Annotated in this window: 24 protein-coding genes and 1 riboswitch; of the genes, 21 read left to right on the forward strand and 3 right to left on the reverse strand. The window is 56.1% G+C overall.

Going from position 1 to position 25344, the window contains the following annotated elements:
* The first annotated feature begins 94 nt into the window (after positions 1–94).
* Positions 95–1510, forward strand: coding sequence for an FAD-binding oxidoreductase (locus HNQ59_RS14955; protein WP_246491021.1), 1416 nt, complete (start codon positions 95–97; stop codon positions 1508–1510).
* Between the two features lie 40 nt (positions 1511–1550).
* On the opposite strand, the gene murJ is transcribed toward HNQ59_RS14955, so the two are convergent.
* Complete coding sequence (murJ, locus tag HNQ59_RS14960) at positions 1551–3092, reverse strand: murein biosynthesis integral membrane protein MurJ (protein ID WP_184041160.1); 1542 nt, start codon at positions 3090–3092, stop codon at positions 1551–1553.
* A gap of 120 nt (positions 3093–3212) precedes the next feature.
* Between murJ and rpsT the strand changes: the two genes are divergently transcribed.
* The 3 genes from rpsT to HNQ59_RS14975 all read left to right on the forward strand — a co-directional run bounded on the left by rpsT (position 3213) and on the right by HNQ59_RS14975 (position 6604).
* On the forward strand, positions 3213–3476 hold the full coding sequence (gene rpsT, locus HNQ59_RS14965; RefSeq protein WP_184041162.1) for a 30S ribosomal protein S20: 264 nt from the start codon (positions 3213–3215) through the stop codon (positions 3474–3476).
* Positions 3477–3581: 105 nt separating this feature from the next.
* A riboswitch (cobalamin riboswitch) is annotated at positions 3582–3784 on the forward strand.
* 130 nt (positions 3785–3914) lie between these two features.
* Positions 3915–5723, forward strand: a complete 1809-nt coding sequence (locus HNQ59_RS14970) for a TonB-dependent receptor domain-containing protein (protein WP_184041164.1) — start codon at positions 3915–3917, stop codon at positions 5721–5723.
* On the forward strand, positions 5720–6604 hold the full coding sequence (locus tag HNQ59_RS14975) for a cobalamin-binding protein (RefSeq protein ID WP_184041166.1): 885 nt from the start codon (positions 5720–5722) through the stop codon (positions 6602–6604). Before HNQ59_RS14970 ends, HNQ59_RS14975 begins: the two co-directional genes overlap by 4 nt.
* On the opposite strand, the gene HNQ59_RS19935 is transcribed toward HNQ59_RS14975, so the two are convergent.
* Positions 6598–7524, reverse strand: a complete 927-nt coding sequence (locus HNQ59_RS19935) for an SPOR domain-containing protein (protein WP_184041168.1) — start codon at positions 7522–7524, stop codon at positions 6598–6600. The genes HNQ59_RS14975 and HNQ59_RS19935 overlap by 7 nt on opposite strands.
* A gap of 420 nt (positions 7525–7944) precedes the next feature.
* Here HNQ59_RS19935 and ndk point away from each other — a divergent pair, with 420 nt between their 5' ends.
* From ndk to HNQ59_RS15065, 17 genes are all read left to right on the forward strand, one after another.
* Positions 7945–8370 carry a nucleoside-diphosphate kinase gene (gene ndk, locus HNQ59_RS14985; RefSeq protein ID WP_184041170.1) on the forward strand — a complete coding sequence of 142 codons (426 nt, stop codon included), beginning with the start codon at positions 7945–7947 and terminating at the stop codon, positions 8368–8370.
* 27 nt (positions 8371–8397) lie between these two features.
* On the forward strand, positions 8398–9483 hold the full coding sequence (rlmN, locus tag HNQ59_RS14990) for a dual-specificity RNA methyltransferase RlmN (RefSeq protein ID WP_184041172.1): 1086 nt from the start codon (positions 8398–8400) through the stop codon (positions 9481–9483).
* Entirely contained in the window at positions 9480–10217 is a 738-nt protein-coding gene (gene pilW / locus HNQ59_RS14995) for a type IV pilus biogenesis/stability protein PilW (protein WP_184041174.1), read from the forward strand. The genes rlmN and pilW overlap by 4 nt, the downstream gene beginning before the upstream one ends.
* A 3-nt stretch (positions 10218–10220) precedes the next feature.
* The gene (locus HNQ59_RS15000) at positions 10221–11162 is read left to right on the forward strand and encodes a helix-turn-helix domain-containing protein (RefSeq protein WP_184041176.1); all 942 of its coding nucleotides are present in this window, start codon (positions 10221–10223) and stop codon (positions 11160–11162) included.
* A gap of 43 nt (positions 11163–11205) precedes the next feature.
* Entirely contained in the window at positions 11206–12483 is a 1278-nt protein-coding gene (gene ispG / locus HNQ59_RS15005) for a flavodoxin-dependent (E)-4-hydroxy-3-methylbut-2-enyl-diphosphate synthase (protein ID WP_184041178.1), read from the forward strand.
* Between the two features lie 13 nt (positions 12484–12496).
* Positions 12497–13756, forward strand: a complete 1260-nt coding sequence (gene hisS / locus HNQ59_RS15010; protein WP_184041180.1) for a histidine--tRNA ligase — start codon at positions 12497–12499, stop codon at positions 13754–13756.
* Positions 13757–13780: 24 nt separating this feature from the next.
* Positions 13781–14416, forward strand: a complete 636-nt coding sequence (locus tag HNQ59_RS15015; RefSeq protein ID WP_184041182.1) for a YfgM family protein — start codon at positions 13781–13783, stop codon at positions 14414–14416.
* On the forward strand, positions 14413–15540 hold the full coding sequence (gene bamB, locus HNQ59_RS15020; RefSeq protein WP_184041184.1) for an outer membrane protein assembly factor BamB: 1128 nt from the start codon (positions 14413–14415) through the stop codon (positions 15538–15540). Before HNQ59_RS15015 ends, bamB begins: the two co-directional genes overlap by 4 nt.
* Before the next feature lie 12 nt (positions 15541–15552).
* A complete protein-coding gene (der, locus tag HNQ59_RS15025) occupies positions 15553–16881 on the forward strand; it encodes a ribosome biogenesis GTPase Der (protein WP_184041186.1) in 1329 nt (442 codons plus the stop codon).
* A 439-nt stretch (positions 16882–17320) separates the two neighbouring features.
* The gene (gene hfq, locus HNQ59_RS15030) at positions 17321–17569 is read left to right on the forward strand and encodes an RNA chaperone Hfq (protein WP_137937549.1); all 249 of its coding nucleotides are present in this window, start codon (positions 17321–17323) and stop codon (positions 17567–17569) included.
* A gap of 89 nt (positions 17570–17658) precedes the next feature.
* A complete protein-coding gene (hflX, locus tag HNQ59_RS15035; protein ID WP_184041188.1) occupies positions 17659–18813 on the forward strand; it encodes a GTPase HflX in 1155 nt (384 codons plus the stop codon).
* Between the two features lie 4 nt (positions 18814–18817).
* Entirely contained in the window at positions 18818–20017 is a 1200-nt protein-coding gene (gene hflK / locus HNQ59_RS15040) for an FtsH protease activity modulator HflK (RefSeq protein ID WP_184041190.1), read from the forward strand.
* A 2-nt stretch (positions 20018–20019) separates the two neighbouring features.
* On the forward strand, positions 20020–20907 hold the full coding sequence (hflC, locus tag HNQ59_RS15045) for a protease modulator HflC (RefSeq protein WP_184041192.1): 888 nt from the start codon (positions 20020–20022) through the stop codon (positions 20905–20907).
* On the forward strand, positions 20907–21092 hold the full coding sequence (locus tag HNQ59_RS15050; protein WP_184041194.1) for a DUF2065 domain-containing protein: 186 nt from the start codon (positions 20907–20909) through the stop codon (positions 21090–21092). Before hflC ends, HNQ59_RS15050 begins: the two co-directional genes overlap by 1 nt.
* A gap of 30 nt (positions 21093–21122) precedes the next feature.
* A complete protein-coding gene (locus HNQ59_RS15055; RefSeq protein WP_184041196.1) occupies positions 21123–22292 on the forward strand; it encodes an ATP phosphoribosyltransferase regulatory subunit in 1170 nt (389 codons plus the stop codon).
* A gap of 14 nt (positions 22293–22306) precedes the next feature.
* Positions 22307–23602: an adenylosuccinate synthase gene (locus HNQ59_RS15060; RefSeq protein WP_184041198.1), complete on the forward strand. Its 1296-nt coding sequence runs from the start codon at positions 22307–22309 to the stop codon at positions 23600–23602.
* 85 nt (positions 23603–23687) lie between these two features.
* On the forward strand, positions 23688–24419 hold the full coding sequence (locus tag HNQ59_RS15065) for a TIGR01621 family pseudouridine synthase (protein WP_343074294.1): 732 nt from the start codon (positions 23688–23690) through the stop codon (positions 24417–24419).
* A 68-nt stretch (positions 24420–24487) separates the two neighbouring features.
* Here HNQ59_RS15065 and serB read toward each other — a convergent pair whose 3' ends face one another.
* The gene (gene serB / locus HNQ59_RS15070) at positions 24488–25342 is read right to left on the reverse strand and encodes a phosphoserine phosphatase SerB (protein ID WP_184041200.1); all 855 of its coding nucleotides are present in this window, start codon (positions 25340–25342) and stop codon (positions 24488–24490) included.
* Positions 25343–25344 lie beyond the last annotated feature (2 nt).

The raw sequence follows: 25344 nt of genomic DNA on the forward strand, positions 1-25344 counted from the left end.
TAGCGGTATTTTCGCATGCGCAACCATTAGGGAAAATCACAATACTTCATAACCATGTCAAATCCAGTTATATCAAGGTTTCAAAAGGGATTGCATGCCACAGAATGACCAGATGGAAACGTTTCAGCTGATCAGCGCATTACAGCATTTATTGGGGGATGCTCACGTATTGCTCGATGACGTGCAGAAAGCGCCGTTCTGCATCGATCAGCGGCGGCGCTACCAGGGAAATGCGCTGGCGGTCATCCAGCCGGCCACGGTGGCTGAGATATGTCAGGTCGTTCGTCTGGCTGCGGCGGCTGGAGTCAGTATCGTGCCCCAAGGGGGGAATACCGGCCTGGTCGGCGGCGCGACGCCAGTATCGATGGGGCGTCCAAGCCTGGTGCTGAGCTTGGCCCGCATGAACCAAATCCGCCAATGGCATGGTGATGGTGTGACAGTCGAGGCGGGGGTCATTCTGGCTGAGCTGAACCGGCTTGCTGGGGGGCGGGGGCAGTATCTACCAATCGATCTGGCTTCCAGTGGTTCTGCGCAGATTGGTGGCGTGATCTCGACCAATGCGGGTGGCATGCGGGTGATCCGCCATGGCATGCTGCGTCAGCATGTGCTGGGACTGGAGGTGGTATTGGCCAATGGGGAGGTATGGTCCGATCTGCGCCCTTTGCTCAAAAACAATTGCGGCTACGATCTCAAGCAGTTGTTCATTGGGGCCGAGGGCACGTTGGGCATTGTGACCGCCGCGACATTGCGGCTGGTGCCAACGCCCATCCAGCAGGCCACTGCGTGGGTGGCGCTGCCAGACATGGCCGCGGCACTTGAATTACTGGGTGCTTTGCGTCAATCCGCTGGGGATGCTTTGACGGCCTTCGAGGTCATCAACCACAACTGTATCGAGCTGGTGGCCAAGCACGCACCTGATCTGGCTTGGCCGTTGCCCGGTGAGCATGCCGACTGGTATGCGTTGGTGGAGCTGTCCGCATCGCATCAGGCGATCGATTTGCATACGATGCTACTGGATTGTTTAGCAGGGCTGGGCGTGCAACGGGCGGTGGTGGCGCAGAGCCAGGCGCAGACCGATACCCTCTGGCGGTGGCGTGAGTTGATTCCGGAGGCGCAGCGACTGGCGGGCGGCAATATCAAACATGATATTGCCGTGCCGCATGATGCCTTGCCAGTGTTTGTCTCACGGGCCGAACAGGCGCTGAAAGATCGCTTCCCCGAGGTTGCCATCATTGCGTTTGGCCATGCGGGTGATGGGAACCTGCACTATAACGTGGCCCATACCCGGTCTTCTGCTGCGGATACGTTTCTGGATGAGGCCGAGGTGAACGGGCTGATCTATGACCTGGTCAAGGCGTGTGGCGGCACTTGCAGCGCCGAGCATGGTATCGGCCAGTTGAAGCGGGATCGGCTGCGTGATTGGGCAGGCCCGACAGGGTGGCAATTGATGCAGCAGATCAAGTCATCGCTGGACCCTGACGGCGTGTTCAACCCCGGCAAGGTGCTGTAGGTGCCGTTGGCATCGTGTTGCCAATGGGGCCTGATGCGGCTCAATGCTCACGCCGCATGAATTGCCGTGGTCGGACACCCATCGCCAGTAGCATCGCAAAGTAACTGGCTGCACCAAGCAGAACGGTGGCTGTCAGATAGCCTGCTCTCGTCAATGCAGGTGCGCTAGTCCAGCCCCCGAACTGTTGGGCTGCGAAATGGCAAAGTACGGACATCACCACCGACGCCACCACCACCTGTAGCAGAAATTTTATCCACCCTGCCTGGGGCTGATAGAAACCCTGCTGACGGGACCGGATATAAAGCATGCCAGCATTGAAGCAGGATGCGATGCCGATTGATAGCGCCAGCCCGGCATGCTGCAGTGGGAGGATAAACATGAAGACGACATTCATGAGCTGGGTCAAGCCTAGTGTGATCATCCCGATCCGGACCGGTGTCTTGGTATCGCCGCGTGCATAAAAGCCAGGGGCGAGGATCTTGATACTGATCAAACCCAATAGGCCGACTGCATAGGCCACCAGCGCGCGTTGTGTCATCAGCATGTCGTGCGTGGTGAATTTCCCGTGTACGAACAAAGTGCCGATCAGGGGTTCGCTCAACACCGCCAAGGCACAGGTGGCCGGCACCGAGAGCAGCAGACACAGGCGCAGCCCCCAATCCAGCAGCCTACTGTACTCAACTGCATTGTTGGCAGCATGATGCTTCGACAAGCTAGGCAGCAGGATTGTTCCTAGCGCCACGCCCAGGACACCGGTTGGAAACTCCATCAGCCGATCAGCGTAATTCATCCACGAAATACTGCCATCCGGCAACAACGAAGCCAGCATGGTGTTGATGATCAAGCTGACCTGTGCAACCGACACTCCCAGCACGGCAGGCCCCATCTTCTTCAGGATGCGCATGACGGCCTCGTCTTTTAAACCGAGCCGTGGCCACGTCAGCATGCCGATCTTACGCAGATAGGGCAGCTGAAAGAACAATTGGGCAACGCCCCCGGCAAAGACACCCCAGGCCAAAGCCATCGCGGGCGGATCGAAATAGGGCGCCAACCACAGCGAGAACAGGATCAACGAAATATTCAACAGGGTAGGCGTGAAAGCCGGGATCGAGAACTTGTTATAAGTATTGAGAACACTACCCGCCAATGAAGACAGCGAGATCAGTAAGATGTATGGAAAGGTGACCCGCAGCATGTCGCAGGCCAGCGAGAATTTATCGGCATTCTTCGCAAAGCCCGGCGCGGTCAGGTAGATCACGGTGGGCGCGGCGAGTATGCCCAGCGCCGTCACCACGAACAGGGCCAGGGCCAGCGTGCCGGTGACCTTGGCGACCAGCTGCTGGGTTTCTGCTTCTGTCTTCTGAGTCTTGTACTCGGCCAGCACCGGTACGAATGCCTGCGAGAAGGCCCCTTCGGCAAAAATCCGCCGTAACAGATTAGGTAGTTTGAATGCAGTAAAGAAAGCATCGGTAGCCGCGCTGGCACCAAATGCGTGCGAAATGATCGCCTCGCGCAGAAAGCCTAGAATACGGGAAACCAGTGTCATGCCACTGACTGTGGTCAGTGCCTTCAATAGATTCATAAATTTACGTGTCGGACTTGATGGCGGGGCGTATGATACGCGATTCTTGCATTGCCGGGTAAGAACACGTATGATTACGCGTTTTTACAAATGCCTAATTTCACTAGGAGTTGACTTAGCATGGCAAACAGCGCACAAGCCCGTAAACGTGCTCGCCAGGCTGACCTTGCCCGCGCGCGCAATGCCAGCCAGCGTTCTGCTTTCCGTACCGCAATCAAAAAAGTTCTCAAAGCAATTGAAACTGGCGATAAGGCTGCGGCACAGCAAGTGTTTCAGGAATCGGTCAGCGTGATTGATCGCATCGCTGACAAGAAGATTTTCCATAAGAACAAGGCAGCGCGTCATAAGAGCCGTCTGTCTGCTGCAATCAAGGCAATGGCCTGATCGCTTCAAGCGGAATTCATAAAAAACCCGACCATTGGTCGGGTTTTTTATTTGCACGACGCGAATTGAAACCCTGTATACTCCGCACCGCTTCAGGTGCCCGTTAGACAATTTACATCAATCGGATCAATTGATGGATTGGCAAAAAGGGTGAAACTGGGAACTGGGTGAGTTCGCCATTTTGCGATATGCCCAGGCTGCCCCCGCAACTGTAGACAAGTGCGCCACCTCATCATGCCACCGATGATTCGGGAAGGCGAGCTGGAAGACTTGTGAGCCAGGAGACCGGCCTGAATGTGTGGTGGGAGGTCGCGGTGGGCGGCAGATCTGCTCAATATTGCCCGATGTCCTGCGGCAGTGATTGCGTAACCTCCCTGTTGAGAATCCGTGCTTGCGAGGGGCAAGCATTCCGCGAGTTCGACTCGCTGGGAGATCGTCTTGAAGTATTCCTATCCTGCTGGCCTGGTGCTGGCTGCCCTGTCATCCTCTGCCTTTGCTGCTGAGCCACTCAAAGCAGATACCCTTGTCGTCACTGCATCGCGATTGCAGCAGCCTCTCGATAGAGCGCTGGCCGACGTGTCGGTGATCACCCGTGAGCAGATTGAGCGTAGCGGGGCGACTTCTTTACCGGCCTTGTTGCAGCAGTTGCCTGGGGTTGAAATCAGCCAGAATGGCGGCCTGGGCTCGGTGAGCAGTATTTTTCTGCGTGGTGCCAATTCCAATCAGACCGTGGTCTTGATCGATGGTGTGAGAGTTGGCTCGGCAACCACCGGGGGGGCTGCGTTGGAGCGGCTCAATCTAGATCAGATCGAGCGTGTCGAGGTGCTGCGAGGCCCTTCGAGCAGTCTGTATGGTGCGGATGCCATTGGTGGCGTGGTGCAGTTGTTCACCCGCAAAGGGTCGCAGATGAATGCCAAGGTGGCTTTGGGTAACAAGGGTTATCGGGAGCTGTCTGCCGGGTTGGCGGGGGGCTCATCGACCACGCGGGCCAATGTAAGTATCAGTGGCGTGCGGACCAATGGCGACAGTGCCACCAATGAGCATGTTGCATTCGGCGCGTTCAATGCTGATCGTGATGCTTATCGTAATCTGGGTGTTGCAGCTGCTTTCTCGCATGAATGGGTGGAAGGGCATGACTTGACCGCCAGCATCAATGCCAGCCGGGGCGAGACACATTTTGATGGCAGCTTTCCTGAGCCCGCGAGTTTTGACTACCTGGCCAAGCAGCGGCTGGAATCCGCACAATTGACCTCCACCAATCAGCTGGCGCAAGGTTGGCGTAGTCGTCTGCAATGGGGTGAGAGCAAAGATCGCTTTGAAACCCCCTATTCAAATCAAACAGATCTGTTTGAAACACGTCAGCGTCAACTGAGTTGGCAGCATGACTTTACCTTGTCGAATGGTACGTTCAGCGTCATTGCAGATCACCTCAGGCAAGAAGTGGAAAGCTCAACTCACTATGTCACTTCAGAGCGCACGATAAAGGGCGTAGCTGCCGTGTTGCAGCAGCGGCAGGATGCCTTCAGTTGGCAAGGTAGCATCCGTCGTGACAGCAATTCACAGTTCGGTGCGCACACCTCCGGCGGGTTTGGGGTGGGGTATCAGCTCGCTCAAGGCTGGCAGGTGCGTGGTGGGTGGGCGACTGCATTCAAAGCGCCGACTTTCAATGACTTGTACTGGCCAGGCTTCAGCAATCCAAACCTTAAACCTGAAAAAGCGCGCAATGTCGATGTGGCAGTGGATTATCGACAAGGCGCGGATCGGCTGGGGCTGACTGCCTATCGCAATCGCGTGCGCGACATGATTGCGATTGATCCGGCGACTTTTGAGATTGCCAATCTGCAGCGGGCAGACTTGCGTGGCACGACTGTGGAATTCGGTACCAAGCTGGCAGGGTTGGATGTGTCTGGTAGTCTGGACTGGCAGCGCCCGGAGAACGAGCAGACAGGTAAATGGCTGCCTCGTCGTGCCAAGCGGCATGGTGCATTGCGCGTTGCAGGTGAGGCGCAGGGAGCGCGATGGCAAGTTGAATGGCTGGCCAGTGGACAGCGATTTGACGACGTTGCAAATGCAAACCGACTGGGTGGCTATGGCTTGGTGAATCTGGGTGTGGATATGCCGATTGCTCAAGATCTGACGCTGGGTGCGCGATTGAACAATATCGCAGACAAGCGCTATGAGCTGGCACGTGGTTACAACCCACAGGGGCGGGGTGGCTTCATCAGTCTGAATTATCAACTGAAATGATCAGAGCGCTGCTGATCTTGATCGGTGGCGGTGTGGGTGCGGCGTGGGCTGCACCCATTCAGGTCACGGATGACGCCGGACATGTCATCAAATTGGCAGCGCCCGCCCGTCGTATTATCAGTCTGGCCCCGCACATTACCGAGCTGGTCTATGCGGCTGGGGCGGGCAAGCAGTTGGTTGCCGTCAGCGCCTACAGTGATTACCCCGCAGCGGCTGCCAAGTTGCCGCAGGTGGCGGACTATAACGGCTTGGCCATCGAGCAAATCGTGGCTTTGAAGCCGGATCTGGTCATTGCGTGGCACAGTGGCACATCACCTAAGCAGGTTGCTAAGCTGGAGTCGCTTGGGTTGCCCGTTTTCTGGTCGCGCCCGGCAAAATTGCCGGATGTTGCAAAAAGCATTGAAGTGTTTGGTGTGTTGGCGGGGACGGAACCCGTTGCGCAAAAAGCAGCAGTCCAATACCGGCAGCAGTTGGACTTGCTGGCTAAACGGTATCGTGGCAGGCCTGCCATCCGTGTGTTCTATCCGATCTGGGACAAGCCGCTCACCACGGTCAACCGCCAACATCTGATCAGCGACGTGATCGCGCTGTGTGGTGGTACAAACATATTCGGTGGTCTGCCGAATCTGACCCCGCTTGTATCGCCAGAAAGCGTCATGGCGGGCGACCCAGAGGTCATTCTGGAGGCGGGGCGCGAAGACGTTGCGCAGTCTGATTGGCTGCGTTGGCCGTCCATCAGCGCCGTGCGTCATGGCAATATCCATGCCGTGCCGGCCAGCCTGATTTCACGTCCCTCGCCCCGCATCATCGAAGGTGCGATGCGCATCTGCGAAACCCTGGAGGCTGCGCGCGCCAGGCGCGCTGGTGCCAAGGCTCACTGAGCGGCAGTGCTTGATGCCAGCGGGACCAGTACCGACTGGATGCCCATGGCCTTCAGCTTGCGCATCGTATCATCCGCCTCTGCTTTGTTCTTGAATGGCCCAACTTGCACGCGGCTTTCGATATGGGCGTTGACGCCATTCGCGCTGAGGCGCTCAACCAGGGTTTTTGCATTGTCGTAATTGGCAAAGATGCCAACCTGCACGGAAAACGCCTGAGCATTGACTGGCTTGGGTTTGGTGATGATTGGCGCAGCCGGCGCTTCAGTGGATGCAGTCTGGCGTGGGGGGGTGACCACTGGTGCAATGGGGCGGGTCGGCTCGTTGCTGGAGCGTTGTTCGCTGGGCGGTGCCGAGCTGATGCTTGGTTGATGTAGGGCAGGCTCAGCGGGTTTGGTGGCCAGTTTGGGCGGCAGTCGCTGATGGTGGGTCGTTGTTGGTTGGGTTTCCACGTTCGGCGGTGGCGGGCTGGCCTTGGGCGGGCTCGGTGTTGTGTTGGGCGTGGCCATTGGGCTGGCTGCCTCGGCAGGGGGCTCGGCATTGATTTTCTGAATGGATTGAGGTGCCTCGACAGAGGGGGCTGTGGTGGTCTGAGCGGGCTCCTTGGCCGGTGCCACGTCGGGACTGGTTTCCGGCCCCGTGGCGGTGGCAGGTGGTGTGGCAGCATCCTCCACGGGTTTGTCATGGGGAGGAGGAGGGGGCGCGGCTTGAATCGGCTTGCTCGGGGGGATCTGTTCGATCGTTTTCAATGGCAGTGAGGGTTTGAACAGATCCGTCAGGTCGAGTTTTTCCAGTAATGTGAATGTCAAGGCTGTACCACCAATCAGTGCAACGGCAATCCCCACGCGCCGCATCAGCCGTTGCTTGATTTCCCGTTGCTCTTCCGCGGCCTCCGGATCGAGGCTGATTTGTTGTTGTGTCACGTCGTGCTCCCTGTTTGATCGCCCGCCTTTATTGGGTTGGCGTCATTTCGATCAGTCTGTTGAGTTACTGCTGAGGTATCTCTGGCCTGGTCTCCCGTGGCTGATGTGTCATTTTCCATGGCTTGCATGCCGTGGCCGGCGCCAAAGCCAATGCGGTGGCGCCGCAGATCGTGCCCGCGCTTCGGCGTCCTGGCCAAGCGACGCGTGTGGATTGACATTCAAATTGCCATGGAATCATATCGTTTTCAGGTGTGGGGTAAGCCGCCACAGGGCTGGTTGGCAAGGTTCGGGAAAAAACGTCAACAGCGTCCAAGCCGTGTTAAAATGGCGGGTCGCGTTTATTTTATAAGCACTTTGCCTGCGAACGTAAAATAAACTTGCAGTTTGTTATCTTGATTACTGAATTTATTGGAGAAATGAATGGCCGTTGAACGCACGCTGTCGATTGTCAAGCCTGATGCTGTTGCCAAAAACGTGATTGGACAGATCTACACCCGCTTCGAGGCTGCTGGCCTGAAGATCGTTGCTGCCAAGCTGAAGCAACTGTCCCGCGCGGAAGCAGAAGGTTTCTACGCAGTTCACAAAGAACGCCCCTTCTTCAATGCGCTGGTCGATTTCATGGTTTCCGGCCCCGTCATGATCCAGGTGCTGGAAGGTGAAGGCGCAGTTGCTAAAAACCGCGAGCTGATGGGCGCAACAGACCCGAAGAAAGCTGACAAAGGCACCATCCGCGCAGATTTCGCTGATTCGATCGACGCCAATGCCGTACATGGTTCCGACAGCGCTGAAAACGCTGCAATCGAGATCGCCTACTTCTTCGCTTCATCCGAAGTGTACGGTCGCTGATCGGACGTTGTCAGGCTGTATTGTTGTATGAAAACCAACCTACTCGATTTTGATCTCGATGGCCTGAACGCCTATTTCGCTGAAATAGGCGAGAAGCCGTTTCGCGCCAAACAAGTCATGCGCTGGATGCACCAGTTCGGCGTGGCTGATTTCAATGACATGACCGATATCGCCAAGGTGTTGCGCGAGAAGCTCAATGCCCAGGCAGAAGTACGCGTGCCAAATGAGATGATCGGCCTGGCCAGCGAAGATGGAACCCGTAAGTGGCTGCTGGATGTGGGGACTGGTAACGGCATCGAGACCGTCTTCATCCCAGAAGATGATCGCGGCACCTTGTGTGTATCGAGTCAGGTTGGTTGTGCGCTGGAGTGCACATTTTGTTCCACCGGCAGGCAGGGCTTCAACCGCAATCTGTCTGTGTCGGAGATCATCGGTCAGCTCTGGTGGGCCAATAGAGCGCTGGGGCGTGATCCGAAGGGGGATCGCATCATCTCCAATGTGGTGATGATGGGCATGGGCGAGCCGTTGGCCAATTTCGACAATGTGGTCACTGCAATGCGCATCATGCTGGATGACCATGGCTATGGCCTGTCACGTCGTAGGGTGACGTTGTCGACCTCTGGGCTGGTGCCCGCCATGGATAAGTTACGTGAAGCGTGTCCGGTAGCCCTGGCGGTGAGCTTACATGCACCCAACGATGCCTTGCGGGACGAAATCGTCCCGATCAACAAGAAATATCCGCTCAAGGAATTGATGGCTGCGTGTTTGCGCTATCTGGAAAAAGCTCCGAGGGATTTCGTCACCTTCGAATATGTGATGTTGGATGGTGTCAACGACACATTGACTCATGCGCAGGAGCTGATTGCGTTGACCCGTGATGTGCCCTGTAAATTTAATTTGATTCCGTTCAATCCTTTTCCGAACTCCGACTATGGCCGGTCGTCTAATGAACAGATCCGCCGCTTCCGTGATACGCTGATAGAGGCGGGTTATATTGTCACCACCCGTAAGACACGCGGCGACGATATTGATGCGGCCTGTGGGCAGTTGGCTGGTCAGGTTCAGGATAAAACCAAGCGACAAATCAGAAGGTTGACGGAGATTCGTTCATGAGAAAAGCGTTGTGCGGTGCCCTGGCTGTCATGGCGGCCAGTGTGATGAGCCCGCTGGTACATGCTCAAAACCCGGCGATGAGTGCCAAGCTGCACACCGAGCTGTCAGCGCAATATTTCAGCCTGCGAGAGTATTCTGTCGCCATCGATGAGGCGCGACAGGCATTGAGTGCAGTTCCTGAATACGGCCCAGCGTTCAATATGCTGGGTTTGATCTTTTCGGAGCTGAAAGAATATCAGGCAGCAGATGAATACTTCCGTAAGGCGGTGCAATATGCGCCCAATGATTCCAATGTGAATCATAACTACGGATTGTTCTTATGCCGCCATCGGGCTGGCGAAGACTTCAGTCGCTATTTCCAGGCTGCACTGCGCAACCCGCTTTACCAGTCTCCGGACAAGACCTGGGCCGCATCGGCTGGATGTAAGTTGCAGAAAGGGGATTTGGAGGGCGCGCGTGATGAGTTTGCCCAGGCGCTCGCCATCCGCCCGGATTTTCAGGTTGCCTTGGTCGGATTGGCCTCCGCCTATTTCCGCCTTCAGCAATATCAAGAAGCGAGAACCTACTTCGGTCGTTATTTCCAGGGTGCTGACGGTACTGCCGAGAATCTCTGGGAGGCCATCCAGACCGAACGTAAGCTCAATGACCCACAAGGTGAGGCCCGCTACACGGCCAAGCTGAAGAAACTGTATCCTCAATCCAAAGAAGCCGAGCTAGCCGCCAACGGACGATGATGCATGAGCAACCAAACGACCTTGATTGACCAACCTGTCAGGCACGGCCCTGGCAGTGAGTTGAAAGCAGAGCGCCTACGCCAGTCGTTGAGTATCGACGAGGTGGTGGCCAAGCTCAAATTGTCTCGTCGTCAAGTAGAGGCGCTTGAGGCAGATCGGTTTGACGATTTGCCAGGCAATACTTTCGTCAAAGGGTTTGTGCGTAATTATGCCAAGCTGCTTGGGCTGAATGCTTCAGCTTTGGTTGAGCAAGCAAGTGCCATGCTTCCTGAGGATGTCGATGCTCAACCGACCCGGCTTGAGGGGCGCATGCCTCGCATCACCGTAGAGCCCGGTTATGGCATGTCTGCAGATCGTGGTGGGTTGTCTGTTCTGCTGATGGGGGCGGCAGCGGCGGTGGTTGCTGGTTTCGTGGTCTACTACGTATTGCTGCGGCCCGCTACCGAGCCCGAGTTGCATATGGCTGGTTCGTCAAGTGGCACGACTGCGACCGTTGAAACACCTGTTGAGGTCAGCCCGCAGTCCACGCCAGCGGAAACCTCTACCCCCGTGGCGGTGGCCCCGGTGCCTACAGGCGTTGCGACACCAGCTGTCGAGCCCGTCACCCAGCCTGCTACCACGGCCAATCCCCCACCACCTGCTCAGGCGACCTCGTCAACTGACACCGTTGCTGCACCCGCAGCCCAACCGACAGCTACCCTGGGTGGGCAGCATGCCATCAAGTTGAATTTCAATGGCGAATCCTGGGTTGATATTCGTGATTCGGAAGGGAAGCGGTTGGCATCCAAGCTGTTCAAGCCTGGGCAGGAGGAGATTGTCCAAGGGAAGCCGCCCTATAAACTGGTGGTGGGCAATGCAACGCAGGTCACGGTTATGTATAACGGCAAAGCAGTTGATTTGGCGCCCTATGTCAAGGTGGATGTCGCGCGCTTTGAGCTGAACTGAGTGCCGCCCCGTTCAACTACGATAAAGACTTCTAGAGGTTCTGATGTTTCGCACTTCCATCACCCGTAGACAAACCCGCCAAGCCATAGTGGGTGGTGTTGTCGTGGGTGGCAAGGCGCCTGTCGTCATTCAGGCCATGACCAATACCGACACGGCGGATGTCCAGGCAACCATCGATCAAGTCGAAGAGCTGTGGCGTGCCGGGGCTGAGATGGTGCGTATCACCGTCAACAGCATGGAGGCTGCGGCAGCTGTCGCGGCGATCCGAGCTGGTCTGGATCAGCGACATTGCCCGGTGCCATTGATCGGGGACTTCCACTTCAACGGCCATAAATTGCTGGCTGCACATCCGGAGTGCGCAGCTGCCCTGGCCAAGTATCGTATCAACCCGGGCAATGTGGGGAAGGGCGCCAAGCGTGATGAGCAATTCGCCCAGATGATCGAATTCGCGCTTCGTTATCAGAAGCCGGTGCGCATCGGGGTGAACTGGGGCAGCCTGGATCAGGCCGTCATGGCCCGCTTGATGGATGAAAATTCGCGCCGGGACGTGCCTTGGGATGCTGATGCGGTCATGCGTGAGGCATTGATCACCTCGGCACTGGAAAGCGCGCAACAGGCCATCGATCTGGGCATGAAGCCCGAAGACATCGTCCTGTCGTGCAAAGTTAGTGCCATGCAGGATCTGATTGCTGTCTACAGGGAGCTGGCCAATCGTTGCGATTTTGCGTTGCACCTGGGGCTGACTGAGGCTGGCATGGGGGTGAAGGGTATTGTCGCATCCAGTGCGGCGTTGGCTGTGCTATTGCAGGAGGGGATCGGTGATACGATCCGTATCTCGTTGACCCCACAACCCGGCGAATCGCGCACCCAAGAGGTGCTGGTGGCTCAGGAGCTGCTGCAATCCATGGGGCTGCGATCCTTTACGCCACAGGTGACGGCCTGCCCTGGCTGTGGACGCACCACCAGCACGGTGTTCCAGGAGCTGGCAAGGGATATCCAGAGTTGGCTGCGCTTGCAGATGCCACTGTGGCGTGACCAATATGCAGGTGTTGCGGAGATGAAGGTCGCGGTGATGGGCTGCGTGGTCAATGGCCCGGGTGAGTCTAAATTGGCCGATATCGGTATCTCCCTGCCTGGTACGGGCGAAGTGCCAGTCGCCCCTGTCTATGTGGATGGCGAACGTTATATCACATTGAAAGGGGACGCCATTGCTATGGAGTTCCAAGCCATCGTCGATGAATACGTCGCCGCGCGTTATGGTCGTGGCGAAAAATTGAAACCAAGAGAGCCGCGCACCATTGCGGTCAAACCCGTCGCATAATCCATTTCATATCATGTCCAAAGAAATCCGCGCCATTAAAGGCATGAACGATATTTTGCCTGGTGAAAGTGACACCTGGCAGTTTTTTGAAGCGACCGTCCGTGATTGGGCCGCCGCCTATGGCTACCACAATATCCGCACCCCGATTGTCGAAGAGACCAGTTTATTTGTCCGGTCGATTGGCGAAGTGACGGATATCGTAGAGAAAGAGATGTACAGCTTTGAGGATTCGCTCAATGGCGACAAGCTGACATTGCGCCCTGAAGGCACCGCCTCGTGCCTACGTGCAGTGATTCAGCACAATCTGCTACATCAAGGCCCACAACGCTTGTGGTATATGGGGCAAATGTATCGCCACGAGCGGCCACAGAAAGGCCGTTATCGGCAGTTTCACCAAGTTGGGGTGGAGGCATTGGGTTTCGATGGGCCTGATGTGGATGCTGAGCTGTTGTTGATGACTGTTTCATTGTGGAAGCGACTGGGCCTACAGAATCTGCAATTGCAGCTCAATTCTTTGGGAACCAGTGAAGAGCGTGCCCGTCACCGTGAAGCGTTGATTGCTTATCTGGCGCAGCATCAGGACACCCTGGATGACGATGGGAAACGTCGTCTGTACACCAATCCACTGCGGGTGCTGGACAGCAAGAATCCCGCCATGCAGGCCATCTGCGATGCAGCCCCGAAATTGGTCGATTATCTGGGTGATGCCTCCCGCCAGCACTTTGACACACTGCAGCAGTTGCTGACGGATTGCGGCGTGCCATTCGTGATCAATCCGCGATTGGTGCGGGGGCTCGATTACTACAATCTGACCGTATTTGAATGGGTGACCAATGAACTGGGCTCGCAAGGGACGGTCTGTGGTGGTGGCCGCTATGACGGTTTGGTCGAGCAGCTGGGTGGCAAGCCGACAGCTGCTTGCGGCTTCGGCATGGGGGTCGAGCGCTTGCTGCTGCTGTTGGAGGCACAACGCATCACCCCGCCGGTAGAGCGGCCCGATGTCTATCTGGTACACCAAGGCACCAACATCGGTAGCTATGTGATGCAGACAGCAGAAATGCTGCGCGAACAAGGATTGAAGGTGATCTTGCATGGTGGGCAGGCCAGCTTCAAATCTCAGATGAAAAAAGCCGATGCATCCGGCGCGCGCTTTGCAGCCATCATTGGTGAGAATGAAGCGATATCGAAAACAGTATCGATCAAACCCCTTTTGGGTGAAGGGGCTCAACAGATCGTCGAACAATCACAGGCTGTCAGCCTGATCAAGCAATAATTTGAATGAAAAGGGCAAACAAACATGGCCTATGATTTGCAAGAGCAAGAACAGCTGGATTCCCTCAAGTCATTTTGGAAGCAATATGGCGGAATGATCATGGCTGTCACCAGCGCAGCCATTATCGCCTTGGTGGCCAGCCAAGCTTGGCGCCACTATCAGGACAGTCGTGCCCAAGCAGCTTCAACGGAATATACCGCGCTGGAACAGGCATTACAGAAAAACGACCAAGCCAAAGCCAAGGAATTCTCAGGCAGGCTGGCAAGCGAATACAGCAAGACCCCCTATGCTGCCAGGGCGGCTTTGCTGGAGGCCAAGCAAGCCTTTGACAAGGATGATCTGAAGACCGCTACGGCCAAGCTGAGCTGGGTAGTCGAGAATGCTGTCGAGCCTGAGATCAAAGACGTGGCCCGTCTGCGTCTGGCTGCAGTGCAGTTGGATCAAAAGCAGTTTGATGCTGCGCTGAAGGCACTGGATGCTGCTCCTGTGGATGCATTCTCCTCCCAGTTTGCGGAAATGAAGGGTGATGTGCTGTTGGCGCAAGGCAAGAAGGCCGATGCGGCCAAGGCCTATCAACACGCACTGAACAAACTTGAGAAGACTGCGCCTGGTTATCAACTGGTTCAGATGAAGTTGGATGCACTTGGAGATGTCAAGTGATCATCAAACGTCTTGTGTCGGCCAGTTTGGTTGCTGGCCTGTTGGCGGCCTGTGCCAGCACAGATAACGCCCCCGAGCCAGCCAAGCTGACGCAGATCACCGATTACGCGCAGGCAAAAGTGGTGTGGCACCAAGATATCGGCAACGCCGAGGATTTTGTCTTCCGGCCTGCCATCGACAGTGACAAAGTTTTTGTTGCCGAGCGTGCTGGTCGCGTGACGGTATTTGATCTCAAAACCGGTAAGCAGCTTGCAAGCTGGAAGACCTCCGGCCCATTGTCTGCTGGCGTCGCTGCTGCGCAGGGCGTAGTGGCGGTGGCGAGTGAAAAAGGCCAGCTATATTTATATGACGATACGGGCGCGCTGCGCTGGCAAACCCCGGCGGGGACGGAAGTCGTCGCTACGCCAGTCATTGCCGGTGACGCAGTGGTCGTCCATGCCAGCAATGGTGACGTGGCGGCCTTCTCTATTGAAGATGGCAAGCGACGTTGGATCTTCCAACGCGCCATCCCGGCATTGACGCTCCGAAACACTGCACCTGTTGCAGCATCTGGCAGCATTCTGTATGCCGGCCTGCCGGCGGGTAAGTTGGTTGCGCTCCGGCGTGATGATGGAAATGTGCTGTGGGATGCTGTTGTCGCGCAGCCTAAAGGCGCAACAGAACTGGAACGGATTTCCGACGTCACCAGCGTACCGGTCATCGACAGTGATGTGGTCTGTGCGGTTGCCTTCCAAGGTAAGGTCACCTGCTTTGATGCCAGCAACGGTAACCCTGGCTGGAGTCGGGATGTTTCCAGTTCGGTTGGGTTGGCGGCGGATGGCACCAAGGTGTATGTCACGGACGATACTGGTTCGGTATTGGCCTATGAAAAACGTTCTGGCCGTAACTTGTGGAAACAAGCCAAGTTGTTTGCACGTGACGTGTCCGCACCAGCTGTGATCGGGCGCTTCGTGATCGTTGGCGACTTGGAAGGTTACGTCCATTTCCTGTCCGCAGAAGACGGGTCATTCCTGACCCGTATCAAGACGGATGGTTCTGCAATTCGAACTGCACCTGTGGTGGTTGGCGATCAGGTGATCGTACAGACTGAGCGTGGCGGTATCTTTGCACTATTTGCAAACTGACGGAGGGCGGTAATGAAACCGACAGTAGTATTGGTTGGGCGGCCCAATGTTGGCAAGTCAACATTGTTCAATCGCCTGACCCGCTCACGCGATGCGATCGTGGCCGATATGCCCGGCCTGACCCGAGACCGCCATTATGGCCATGGCCGTGTTGGCGACAAGCCTTATCTGGTGGTGGATACCGGGGGGTTCGAGCCCGTGGTGAAAGAGGGCATCTTGCATGAGATGGCCAAGCAGACATTACAAGCGGTGGATGAGGCCGATGTGGTCGTGTTCATTGTGGATGGTCGTACCGGCTTGACCGCACAGGACAAGGTGATTGCCGACAAATTGCGCCGCAGTGGTCGGTCTGTCCATCTCGTGGTCAACAAAGCCGAGGGTATGAATCGTGGCAGCGTCACGGCGGAGTTCCATGAACTTGGCCTGGGCGAGCCGGTGGCTATCTCCGCTTCGCATGGCGAGGGCGTGCGGGAATTGATGGAACTGGTGCTGGCCGATCTGCCCGATGTCACGGAAGAAGAAGGCAAGAAACCGACACACCCGAAATTTGCCATTGTAGGGCGCCCAAATGTCGGCAAATCGACCTTGGTGAACAGCATCTTGGGTGAAGAACGAGTGATCGCCTTCGATCTGCCCGGTACCACCCGCGACAGCATCTATATCGATTTTGAGCGTAGTGGCAAGCAATACACCATCATTGATACCGCAGGCATCCGGCGTCGTGGCAAGGTGAAAGAAGCCATCGAAAAATTTTCGGTCATCAAGACACTGCAATCAGCGGAAGATGCCAACGTGGTGGTATTGGTGTTGGATGCACAGCAGGAGATCTCCGACCAGGATGCGGGCATTGCGGGCTTCATTTTGGAAAGTGGGCGGGCGCTGGTGGTGGCGGTGAACAAGTGGGATGGCCTGGATGACTATCGCCGTGACCGGATCAAGCATGATCTGGATCGTAAGCTGAAATTCCTTGGTTTTGCCAAATTCCACTTCATTTCCGCCCTGCATGGCAAGGGCGTGGGTGCATTGCTGCAATCCATTGACGAAGCCTACTCGGCTGCCATGGCAAACCTGTCCACACCAAAGCTGACACGCGTACTGTTGGCAGCCGTGCAGAAGCAGGCGCCACCCAGAAAGGGCCCGGTTCGTCCAAAGATGCGTTATGCCCACCAAGGGGGAATGAATCCACCGATCGTGGTGGTGCACGGCAGCGGTCTGGACGAAATTCCAGAAAGTTATGTTCGATACTTGGAACATACTTTCGTAGAAGTGTTCAAACTGCAAGGTACACCATTACGTGTGCAGTTCAAGCAATCGCATAACCCATTTGCAGATAAGGGCTGATGCTGGTTGTGTTGTATGCGGCTCGCCACTGGTGGGTACCTGACATGGTGCATGGCCGATGGTCTTGCGTATCGGATGGTTTACCCGCTGGCATGATTGCTCATACGGCGGGTTGACCGGAAAAATGGTGCCATTGGCATTGAATTTCCATCCAATGGCCCCATGTTTAGGCAGTAACTCGAGGTTGTCCAGCTGTTTGCAGTCCTGTTTCAACGCTTATCAGCATGAAATCGGTCAGATATCAGGTGACTTGGGTGCCAATCCAATAATGTTTTATTGCATTGGCATCACTTCGAACATCGTCAGGTTGATTTCGCTGTAAACCGTTACTAGGCATGTTTGTTATGCATTTGTAATGGCCTGTTTTCTGGCTTTTCGCTTGAAATTGCAGTAAAGTTGACAAGGATAAGAACTTCTACATTACTCAGCGGAGTGAAGAATGAGCAATAAAGGGCAAATGCTACAAGACCCGTTTTTGAATATTTTGCGAAAAGAGCATGTACCCGTTTCCATTTATTTGGTGAATGGGATCAAGCTGCAAGGCCAGATTGAATCATTCGACCAGTATGTTGTGTTGTTGAAAAACACAGTGACCCAGATGGTATATAAACATGCCATCTCGACAGTCGTTCCGGCCCGCTCAGTCAGCATTCCGTACGAACAGCCTGCGCACAACGCAGACGCTTGATTTTTACAGCTCCACCCGCATATTGAAAAAGCACATTGCGTTGCAATGTGCTTTTCTGCGTCTAAACCTCGTAAAGAGAACTGAAATCAGTGTTTGACCGTCATCAGGGCGGCGATGAAGCCGTGCTTGTCTGCCTCGACTTTGGCGATGCAGATTTCGAAGATAGCTTGCTGGAGTTGAAAGAGCTTGCAGCGAGTGCTGGCATTGCTACATTGGCCGTTATACAAGGCAGGCGCTCCAGGCCGGACCCAGCATTGTTCGCCGGATCTGGCAAGGTGGACGAGATTGCAGAGGCTGTTCGTGCGCATGGCGCGCAGATTGTCATTTTCAATCACCAGCTTTCACCGGCGCAGGAACGTAACCTGGAGCGAAAAATTCAGTGCCGTGTGGTTGATCGTACCTCGCTGATCCTGGATATTTTTGCACAGCGGGCCCGCAGCCACGAAGGCAAGCTGCAAGTCGAGCTGGCGCAGCTGGAGCACCTCTCGACCCGTTTGGTCCGAGGGTGGACACACCTTGAGCGGCAAAAGGGCGGGATTGGTCTACGTGGCCCAGGCGAAACACAATTGGAAACCGACCGACGGTTGCTTGGGAAACGCGTCAAGACATTGAAGGACAAGTTGGCGACTTTGCAACGCCAGCGCCAGGTGCAACGCAAAGGGCGCGATCGCGCAGGCACCGTATCTGTTTCGATCGTAGGCTACACCAATGCTGGCAAGAGCACCCTGTTCAATGCCTTGACCAAGGCCAAAGCCTACGCAGCGGATCAGCTTTTTGCTACGCTGGATACAACCAGCCGCAAACTGTTTCTGGATGCCCAGCATAGTGTCATCTTGTCCGATACTGTCGGTTTTGTCAGGCAACTGCCACACACCTTGGTTGAAGCATTCCGTGCAACGCTGGAAGAAACCATCCGGGCTGACCTATTGCTGCATGTGGTGGATTCGAATCAGGAATCACGTGACCGGCAGATGGAAGAGGTCAATAAAGTGCTTCAGGAGATCGGGGCGGATACGATTCCGCAGCTGATCATATGGAACAAGATAGACCTGAAGGGGGTCTCACCAACGGTGGAGCGAGATGAGTATGGTAGAATCTCCGCCGTTCGCCTGAGTGCGCGCACCGGCGAGGGGTTGGACCTGCTGCGTGGTGCAATCATGGAATTCATCCAGGCGCAACACGCCGATCAGGGCTCCACAGCCAATGATGCAAACGCATCGGAATACCAACAACACCGGATCTAACTAGATGGCGCAAAACGACCCACAATGGGGCAAGCGTGGAAACGACGGCCCCCCGGACCTCGACGAACTGATCAAGAAAATGACTGCAAGACTTTCTGGTATGTTTGGTGGTAAGCCAAATGGCCAGCCGCCCACCTCCGGCGGCGGGAAAGTATTCGCTGGCGGTGCTGGCCTCATTGGTGGCGTGGTCGCCGCACTCTGGCTGGCCAGCGGTTTCTATTCCATCGATCCTAGTGAGCATGCTGTGATCACCCGCTTTGGCAAGGCGGTGGACGAAGTGGCTGATGCCGGTCTGCATTGGCGCTGGCCTTATCCCATCGAACGCCACGAAGTCGTGAATATGTCAGGAATCCGCGCTGTGGAGGTGGGGCACCGTGGCGGTGGGCGGACCAAAGTGCCAGAAGAGGCGCTGATGGTCACGGGTGACCAGAACATCATCGATGTCCAGTTCGCAGTACAGTATCAGGTGGAGAACGCATCCAACTTCCTGTTCAGCAATGCTTTCATCGATCCGGATGGCAAGGATCTGGTATTGCAGGTTGCCGAATCCGCCATCCGCGAGGTGGTCGGTCGGAACAAGATCGATTTCACGTTGAACGAAGGGCGTGCCACCATCGCTCGTGATACAGAGGTGCTGATGGCTGCCATGCTGAAACGTTATAAGTCTGGCATCCGCATCACCAGCGTACAGATGCGCAATGCGCAACCGCCCGAGCAGGTACAGGCCGCGTTTGACGACGCGAACAAGGCAGGGCAGGACAAAGACCGCCTGAAGAGCGAGGGCGAGGCCTACGCAAATGATGTGGTGCCAAAGGCGAGGGGTCTGGCAGCACGCCTGCAGGAAGAGGCCATTGCGCATCGCCAACGGGTGGTATCGACCGCTGAGGGTGATGTCAGTCGATTCAATCAGATCTATGCCGAATACAAGAAAGCGCCTGCAGTCACCCGAGAGCGCATGTATATCGACATGATGCAACAGGTCATGACCAATACCAGCAAGGTGGTGGTGGATCAGAAGGGCGGTAGCAATCTACTGTACCTACCGTTGGACAAATTGATGCAGATGAATAACCCGGCATCCCTACCCGCCACGTCATCGCCAACGTCATCTGGCACCGACAATCTGCAGCGTTCGCCAGTTGAGGTGATGACCCAGCCGGTTGATTTGGGACGCGGTCGTGGTCGTGAACGAGAAGGGCGCTAATCATGGAAAACAATAACAAACTGTTGCCCACATTGGCTTTGGGCCTGCTCATATTGATGCTCGCATGGAGCAGTGCGTTCCGTGTCGATCAACGTAAATATGCGATGGTGTTCCAATTCGGTGAGGTCACCAAGGTGGTCGATAAACCCGGTTTGTATTTCCGGGCCCCCTTATTGGAAAACGTCCGCTACTTTGACAAGCGCATCTTGACGATCGATGCGGAAGAACCAGATCGCTTCCAGACCCAGGAAAAGAAGAATGTTCTGGTGGACAGCTTCATCAAATGGCGAATCGCCAACGTCGAGAAATTCTTCAAGACTTTCCGTGGACAAGAGAGCGTGGCTGCCGACCGGTTGCGGCAGATTGTGTATGGCGGTTTGCGTGATGAGATCGGCAAGCTGACCGTGGCCGAGATCATCTCTGGCAGACGTTCCAGTGTCATCGAGTCATTGATGGCACGCACCAATGCGGAAGTGGCGGAATATGGTGTTCAGGTGGTGGATGTGCGCCTGAAGCGGGTGGATTTCCCTGCCAACATCTCCGGTGCGGTGTATGACCGGATGCAGGCAGAGCGTAAGCGGGTGGCGAATGAGCTGCGTTCCGAGGGCTCGGCAGAGGCGGAGAAGATTCGCGCTGATGCTGATCGTCAGCGTGAGGTGATTTTGGCCCAGGCCTACAAGCAGGCTCAGGAAGTGAAAGGTGAAGGGGACGCCAAGGCAGCTGGGATCTACGCAGAAGCCTACAACCAGAACCCGGAATTCTATTCTTTCTATCGGAGCCTGGAGGCTTATAAGCAAAGCTTCCGCAACAAGAGCGATGTGATGGTGCTGGACCCTAGCTCTGATTTCTTCAAATACCTGAAAAACCCGGGTAAAGGAGCAAGCAAATAATGTGGCAGACCCTCTTGCCAGCACTGGCCTTGATGCTGGTGCTGGAGGGGCTGCTGCCACTTTTGTTGCCCAAAGTCTGGCGGGAGACGTTCTCCCGCCTGATTACCTTCAGTGATGGTCAATTGCGCTTCGTCGGCTTGGTTTCGATCCTGGCGGGCATGCTGCTGATGGCGACACTGGTCTGAATTGATTGCCTAATCTTGAGAGTGCTGCCTATGCATCGCTGGTTGCTGCCCGAGTACATTGCCGACATCTTGCCTGCCGAAGCAAGATTGGTGGAGGAAAAACGTCGCCGTGTGCTCGATCTGTTCCATAGCTGTGGTTACGATTTGGTCAGTACCCCGCTGATTGAGTATACCGAGTCATTGATCAGTGAAGGTGATCATGACCTGGATATGCGTACTTTCAAATTGGTGGACCAACTCAGTGGCCGTCAACTGGGGTTGCGAGCCGATATCGCGCCCCAGGTCGCCAGGCTGGATGCCCATTTGCTGAACAAGCAAGGTGCGGTCAGGCTTTGTTATGCCGGTAGCGTGGTCAGCACCGTTCCCAGCAGCCTGCTGGGTAGCCGTGAGCAACTGCAGGTCGGAGCTGAAATCTATGGGCACGGCGGGATCGAGGCGGATCTGGAGGTCATGACGCTGTTGTTGGATTGCTTGGCTTTGCTGGGCTTGCAGCAGGTGCAGCTGGATATTGGCCATGTCGGCGTCTATCGTTCATTGGTGGCACATTTCGGCTTGGATTCCTCACAAGAGCAGGCTCTGTTCACCGCCTACCAGAGCAAGGACGTGGCTGAGCTGGCTGATCTGACCAAGGGCCTGCCTGACCAGGCACGCGAGGCGTTCCTGGCACTGGCTTCGCTCAATGGCGGGCGAGATGTGGTGGGTGAGGCGCGTGCAGCTCTGCCGAATCTGCCCGGTATCGCCAAGGCGCTGGATGATCTGGATCGGGTGATGGTCGAATTGGAGTCGATTGGCGCACAGGGCGCAATCGATTTGGTGGAACTTCGTGCAGCCCATTATCATAACGGCTTGGTGTTTGCGGCATATGCAGAAGGCTGGCCTAATGCCATTGCCTGGGGTGGGCGCTATGACAACGTTGGCAAGCAGTTCGGGCGTGCCCGTCCGGCAACGGGTTTCAGTTTCGATCTCCGGGAGCTGACCCGCAAACTGGCATTGGGCAGCGCCCAGAAGGCCATTCTGGCCCCCTATGCGCCGGAAGATCCTGCTTTGTATCAGGTGATCCGTGCATTGCGGACCAATAACGAGATTGTGGTAATCAGTCTGCCAGGGCATGAAGCCCATGTGGCGGAGTTAAATGTAGACCGTGAGCTTCAAAAGCGTGACGGTGTGTGGCAGGTCGTTCCCTTCGGCCAGTGCAAATGAAACAAGAGGTTGTTATGTCAAGAAACGTCGTGGTGATTGGCACCCAGTGGGGTGACGAAGGTAAAGGAAAAATCGTCGATTGGCTGACCGATCATGCCGAAGGGGTTGTCCGCTTCCAGGGCGGCCACAATGCTGGCCATACCTTGGTCATCGGTGGCAAGAAGACCGTACTACGCCTGATCCCCTCCGGCATCCTGCGTGAAGGAGTCAAGTGCTTCATCGGGAACGGTGTTGTGCTGTCGCCCGAGGCGCTGTTGAAGGAAATCGGTGAGTTGCAAGATGCAGGGGTGGATGTCAAGTCCCGCCTGACTATTTCCGAGGCCTGCCCGCTGATCCTGCCGCATCATGTGGCGATTGATCAGGCGCGCGAAGCCGCCAAAGGTGAGGGCAAGATCGGCACCACAGGCCGTGGCATCGGCCCCGCCTATGAGGACAAGGTGGCGCGCCGCGCGATTCGCGTGCAAGATCTGTTCTTCCGTGAGCGTTTCGCGGCCAAGCTGGGCGAGGTACTGGATTACCATAACTTCGTGCTGAAGCATTATTTCAAAGCCCCCACCGTCGATTTCCAACAGACACTCGAACAGACCTTACTATTGGCCGAGCAGATCCGCCCGATGGTCGGAGATGTCTCCCGTATCCTGGCGGATATGCACAAGGCCGGTAAGAACATGCTGTTCGAAGGCGCGCAGGGTACGTTGCTGGATGTTGACCATGGCACCTATCCATTCGTGACCTCATCCAATTGCGTTGCCGGGGCGGCCTCGCCTGGTGCGGGCGTTGCACCGCAGATGTTGCAATATGTGCTGGGTTTGACCAAAGCTTATACCACGCGTGTCGGCTCAGGCCCATTCCCAACAGAGCTGTTCGATGACATTGGTGCGGGGTTGGCCAAGCGTGGCAATGAATTTGGGTCCGTCACTGGTCGCCCACGCCGCTGTGGCTGGTTTGATGCGGCTGCGCTGAAGCGCTCCATCCAGGTGAATGGGGTGTCTGGCCTCTGTGTGACCAAGCTGGATGTCATGGATGGAATGGAGCATATCAAGCTCTGCACGGGTTATGTGATTGACGGTAAGCCGACAGACATCCTGCCGGTTGGCGCGGAAGAGCTGGCAGGCTGCCAGCCTATCTATGAGGAAATGCCCGGCTGGAACGAAAGCACGGTTGGGATCAAGCGCTACGAAGATCTGCCAGCCAATGCCAAGCATTATCTGAAACGGATCGAGGAAGTATGCGGTGCGCCGGTCGATATCATTTCGACAGGTCCGGATCGTGAGGAAACCATTGTGTTGCGACACCCTTATCTGGTGTAAAGCGGCAGATGGTGCCAGGACGGGCGGCTTGCCGCCCGTTTTTCTTTTGTGGACGAGATTCGTTAAGAAGCGGGAAAGCGTGGCCGTGCAAGATATCGATGCGGATGGCTTGAGTACAACGCAGCTGGGAGAGCTGAGCCTCTGCCCATGTGTGTTCGAGGACGAGCATGTGCTGATCGTCAACAAGGCGCCTGGTGTGGATTTTCATCGGCATGAAGACGAGCCTTCGTTGATTGATCGGGTCCGGGCACAGCATCCAGCCACGACATTATTGACAGTGCACCGGCTCGATAAGGTGACATCGGGCCTGGTGGTGTTCGCCAAGCACCCAGAGGTGGCCAGCGAGCTGGGGCGCCGGTTCGAAGCGGGAGAGATCGAAAAATTCTATCTCGCGCTGGCGAATCGGCCCCCGCGCAAGAAGCAGGGGTTGATCAAAGGGGACATGATCAAGGCGAGAGGTGGGGCTTGGCGCTTGTCGACAACCTACGAGCACCCTGCCATCACCCAGTTTTTCAGTTATTCATTGCAGCCTGGGTTACGGCTGTTCTTGCTGCGTCCCCGCACTGGGCGGACGCATCAGTTGCGTGTGGCGATGAAAGCGTTAGGCGCACCGATTTTGGGTGATGCGCTGTATGGTGGCGAGTGTGCTGGGGTGGATCGGACCTATCTGCATGCCTTCTGCCTGCGCTTCGCTCTGTTGGGAAAGGCGTATCAGATCGTATGTTGGCCAGATCAGGGCAGGCTGTTTCAGGTCACTCCGCTGGACGAATTGGCGTCATTGCATGAGCCATGGCTGTTACCATGGCCTCAGTGTTAGGTTTCGGCGTTATGTAAGGCACCCGTCAGCGCCGGTGCGATGAAGCGGCTCTGACGGGTGCATTTGTGTCAGGCGAACCAGTTGATCCAGCCATCCAGTCCGACATGGGTAAGGGCGTACTGAGCCTGCTGCCGCACGATGGGTTTGGCGTGGAAGGCAATGCCCAATCCAGCCTGTGCCAGCATCTTCAGGTCATTGGCCCCGTCACCCATCGCCACGACCTGATCCGTTTGCAATCCCAGCTCGGTGCGAACACGCATCAGCCAGTCAGCTTTGGCCTGGGCGTCCAGAATATCGCCAATCAGGCGTCCGGTGAGCTTGCCGGACTCGACTTCCAATGTGTTGGCATGCGCATAGGTGAGCCCCAGCCGGGCCTGCAGGCGCGCGGTAAAAAAGGTGAAGCCCCCAGACACCAGCATCGACTTCAAACCGGCTGCGTGGGCTTTCTGCAGCATGCGCTCCGCACCGGGTGTCAGCTGTAGACGCTCTGAATAGACGCGCTCCAGAGCGCTTTCGTCCAGCCCGGCCAATAATGCAACCCGCTCTCGCAGCGATTGACTGAAATCCAGCTCGCCACGCATGGAGCGCTCGGTGATGGCCGCCACTTGGTCCTTGATACCTTGCATGTCGGCGATTTCATCGATGCATTCGATGGTGATCAGGGTGGAGTCCATGTCCATCACCACCAGTCCAAAATCCGTCAGTTTGCGGCCCAGGGGGATGAAGGCGAAGTCATAACCGGCCTCTTCGCAAAAAGCGGCGACATCGGCCTTGCTGGCCGGGTCCGCCTGCAGCAAGCGGAAGGCCTGGTGGCGGGCATCTGGCAGGGCAATGGCTTCGATGGCATGTGCCTGGGTCAGGTGGGCCAGATGTTTCAGATCGGGTGTGGCGATATCCGGGGCTTGGACGACGAGTTTATACATGA

Origin of the sequence: Chitinivorax tropicus (genome assembly GCF_014202905.1) — a bacterium.
Classification (GTDB): Bacteria; Pseudomonadota; Gammaproteobacteria; order Burkholderiales; family SCOH01; genus Chitinivorax; species Chitinivorax tropicus.